This is a genomic window from Atribacter sp. (assembly GCF_035418125.1).
Taxonomy (GTDB): domain Bacteria; phylum Atribacterota; class Atribacteria; order Atribacterales; family Atribacteraceae; genus Atribacter; species Atribacter allofermentans.
In genome coordinates, this window is sequence record NZ_DAOLQM010000209.1 from 1 (window position 1) to 3942 (window position 3942).

Sequence of the window (3942 nt, forward strand, 5' to 3'; positions counted from 1 at the left end):
AATCACAAAGAGACGTTAAAAAAAATAATTTAAACCTAATTCTGAATACCATTATCAAACATGAACCACTATCAAGAGCCGACATCGTTAGGATTACCAAAATATCTAAGCCTACGGTTTCAAACCTTATAGATTATTTACTTCAAAGAGAAATTATTAATGAAATTGGAATTGGCGAATCAAAAGGAGGAAGAAAACCAATTCTAATCAGCTTTAATAATTTAAGGAAATATATTGTTGCGACCGATTTAGGAAGAGAAGACTGTACGGTTGCCATTTCAGACTTAAAAGGAAATATCCTCGATAAAGCGAACGAAAAATTTAAAAAACAAGATCGATTAAACGATAAACTTGAAATCGCCAAAGATCTTATTCATTTATTGATAAATAACTTAAAAATCGAACCGAGCCTCATTTTTAAAATATCATGCATTGCACCAGGAGTTTATACCGAGCGAGGAAAAGAACTGAAATGGTCCCCAGTAAACACCCAAAACGAAGGAGCAGATATAAAGAACTATTTTGAATCTGAATATCATGTTCCTGTGATCATAAACCACTCGACTAAGCTTTCTTTGCTTGGAGAAAAAGTAGCAGGAAAAGCGAAAGAGTATAAAAACGTATTATACATCGATTTTGCATATGGCTTAGGATGTTCGTTTATGATTGATGGCAATATTTATTTTGGAATGAACAACTCAGCTGGAGAATTTGGCTATTTTTATTCAAGTCTTCAAGAATTTATGAATAATACAGTAAAGCCGTATGAATTTGGATGTTTAGAAAAAAGAATTTCTGGATATGCATTACAAAATAAAGGTCTGGAAAAAGTTAAAGAAAACCCTCAATCAAGAATCCTTGAATTAGTACAAGGTGACCAGGACAAAATTACCGGCCGAACCGTTTTTCAAGCAGCAATGGAAGGTGATCAGGAAGCAACCGAGATTTTGAAAAGCTCTTTCCGTTATTTTAATATGGCTTTAGCGAATATAATTAATCTACTCACACCAGAAATAGTTATTTTTGGTGGAGGATTTTCTAATGCTGGTAAATATCTACTTGATCTTATTAATGGAGAAATTAAAGACAGAGTTCTACATATGCCAAAGCTTGAAATATCAGAACTGAAAAAGGATGCGAGTATTGTAGGCGCTATACATTATTTATTAAATAATACTGATCTTTTGGAAGAGATTTGATAAAAGGAGTCTTTACAAGAAGTAACTAAAGCCCTGTCCTTGATTCTTGAATTTTTTAAAGAAGGATAACAATGAAGAACGATGAAAGACTGGGGGAGTGAAACCGAACTAAAACAGCTTTTACAATAAATAAATAAGGATTTTGGACGGGTTGATTATTTAGATTAAAAATTATAATCTCATCATCAAGTAAATCAAATTTGAATCGTGGTAAATCTTCGTCTGGTTGTATAGATCTACAATAATATATTCTCCTCTTTTCCTCCCCCATATTAAATCATATCCTTTTTGTTATCAACATAACCCGATTGGATTCCAACAATATGAAATCGTTAGGAGAGATGCCGGGTACAATTGATGGATAGACAATGGAGCAAACCCCATTGGGGCAGACACACCGGTCTGCCCCAATGGGAATATGAATGAAAAAATAAAAAATAAACAATTCAATGGATTTGAATCGCAGGGGAGAACCGATGTGTTCGCCTATTTTTATTTAGAATGAGAGTTGATTTTAATCGAATGCAGGATAATATATTTACAAAAAATTTAAAATAAAAGGATTATGTTATCATTTAAATCAAGATTCTGGAATTACTATAGAAATGAGGGTTGAATTATTAAGAAAAAAGAGAAAACCCAGTGCATGCAGATTGGTTCGATTGAAATCGAAGTAGTATCAAAAGATATAAAAAATATGCATCTGAGAATTCTTCCTCCTGATGGCAGGGTGAGAATCTCCGCTCCCTACCGAATGAACCTGGAGACCATCCGCAAATTTGCTCTTGAGAAGTTATCCTGGATTGAAAAACACCGAGCGAAATTCCTTCAACAAAAACCAGTGAGACACTATGAATATATCAATGGTGAAAGCCATTATCTTGCTGGTCGTAGTTATCGGCTGCGGGTTGTTGACTATGCTGGACATCCCAAGGTGATAATCCGTGATCAAATATTTATCGATCTTTTGGTAGCAAAAGATGATGATCGGGAGAAGCGGAAAAAGGTCATAAATGATTGGTACCGAGAGCAATTAAAGTTAAGGGTCCCAGAACTCATAAAAAAATGGGAGAAAATCATCGGAGTTGAGGCGAAAGAATGGCGAATCAAACAGATGAAAACCCGGTGGGGATCTTGTTCCATTAAGCCTCGAAGGATTTGGTTGAATCTGGAACTGGCTAAAAAATCAGACTACAGTCTGGAATATGTGATTGTTCATGAACTGGTTCATCTTTTGGAACCAAGGCACAACAGCCGTTTTAAGGCGTATATGGATGGTTTTATGCCTCGGTGGAAAAGCTATAAAAAGGAGCTGAATCAGGGAAATGAAGCTCTTCTTTCTTGATGGAAGCGCAATGGATGAGATTGCCACGTCACTTCGTTCCTCGCAATGACGGATTTAGATTCCTTCTCCCTTGATGGGAGAAGGAACCAGAAACCCGCGCCCCTTCTGCCCCCCCAACCTTTACCACGTCCGATTCATGTAGCCACATGCAATGGTAGGTCGAATCCTTGGTTTTTCATCCGTAAATGATTTTACGACATGGCATAAAGATCAATGCAGTAAAAAAAGTGATTCTTACATGGTTCAGTTTATTTCATTTTTCTCTAATAAGTAGTATAAATAAAAAAACTAAAAGTGGTGAGTTTGTGAAGAGATTTTAAACATTATTTATTTTTTAAGGGAGGGGCTATATGACGAATCATCTGCCTTTTATTAAGCGGTACCCAGTAATCATCTATTACATCCTAACTTTTGCTATCTCTTTTGGTGGTTTCTTGCTGGTCGGGAGTTCTGGTCTTTTCGCTGGTACTAACTGGGAGACCGACCCGAGTTTCCAAATTGCAGTCCTGGCAATGTTAGCAGGTCCACCAATCGCCAGTATACTATTAACCATTCTCCTTTCTGGAAAACCAGGCTTACGTGAATTATTCCTCCGTTTGTCACGATGGCGGACGAGTGTTCGCTGGTATATGGATGCACTCGTAATCGCTCCTTTCTGGCAAGTACTGGTACTCCTTATCCTTTCCATTTTCTCCCCAGAGTTTCTCCCGGCTATACTTAAGACGAATGATAAAATACCCCTCTTGTTGCCAGGTATCATAGTGGGAATTGTAGGCGGCTTTGTTGAAGAACTGGGATGGACAGGATTTGCCATTCCTCGACTTTTAAAACGATATAATGCCCTGACCACTGGGATTATCGTTGGTATTTTGTGGGGAGTATGGCATCTGCTCCAGATGACCTGGGTCGGCGTGAGCTCTTATGCTCCTGTTGCTCCTGCCGTCTTTCTCCCGGTATACTTTATTTCTTCGATAGCTGCTCTAACGGCTTTCCGGGTGCTCATGGTGCGGGTCTACGAGCACACTGAGAGTCTGTTTTTAGAAGTAATCATGCACGCCAGTTATATCTTCAGTACGCTTTTTGTTTTTGCCGGTCCAATAAAAGGAGTCCCTTTTTTGATTTATAGTTGTGCATTTGCTGCGACCTTATGGATCACGGTGGCTTTTGTAATGAAGCGTGGTGGTTTTGAAAAGGTGGTATTGGTTAAATAAATATTGGAGTAAAAATATTAAGGGGAAAAAATAATAGGCAATATTAGGACAGACACACAGGTCTGCCCCTACAATGATAAAAATAAAAAAATTAAATAACGATAAAAAGCCAATTGAGAAGAATCGTAGAGGCGAACCTGTAATAAACTGAGGCTAAGTCCTGATTCTTGAATTTATTAAGCAGTGG

Annotated in this window: 3 protein-coding genes; all 3 read left to right on the forward strand. The window is 37.5% G+C overall.

Annotation, left to right across the window (positions count from 1 at the left end):
- A partial coding sequence (locus tag PLK24_RS09305; RefSeq protein ID WP_324478470.1) for an ROK family transcriptional regulator occupies positions 1-1199 on the forward strand: 1199 nt, incomplete at its 5' end.
- A gap of 646 nt (positions 1200-1845) precedes the next feature.
- Complete coding sequence (locus PLK24_RS09310; protein WP_324478471.1) at positions 1846-2544, forward strand: M48 family metallopeptidase; 699 nt, start codon at positions 1846-1848, stop codon at positions 2542-2544.
- 350 nt (positions 2545-2894) lie between these two features.
- The gene (locus tag PLK24_RS09315) at positions 2895-3755 is read left to right on the forward strand and encodes a CPBP family intramembrane glutamic endopeptidase (RefSeq protein ID WP_324478473.1); all 861 of its coding nucleotides are present in this window, start codon (positions 2895-2897) and stop codon (positions 3753-3755) included.
- The last annotated feature ends 187 nt before the right edge of the window (positions 3756-3942 follow it).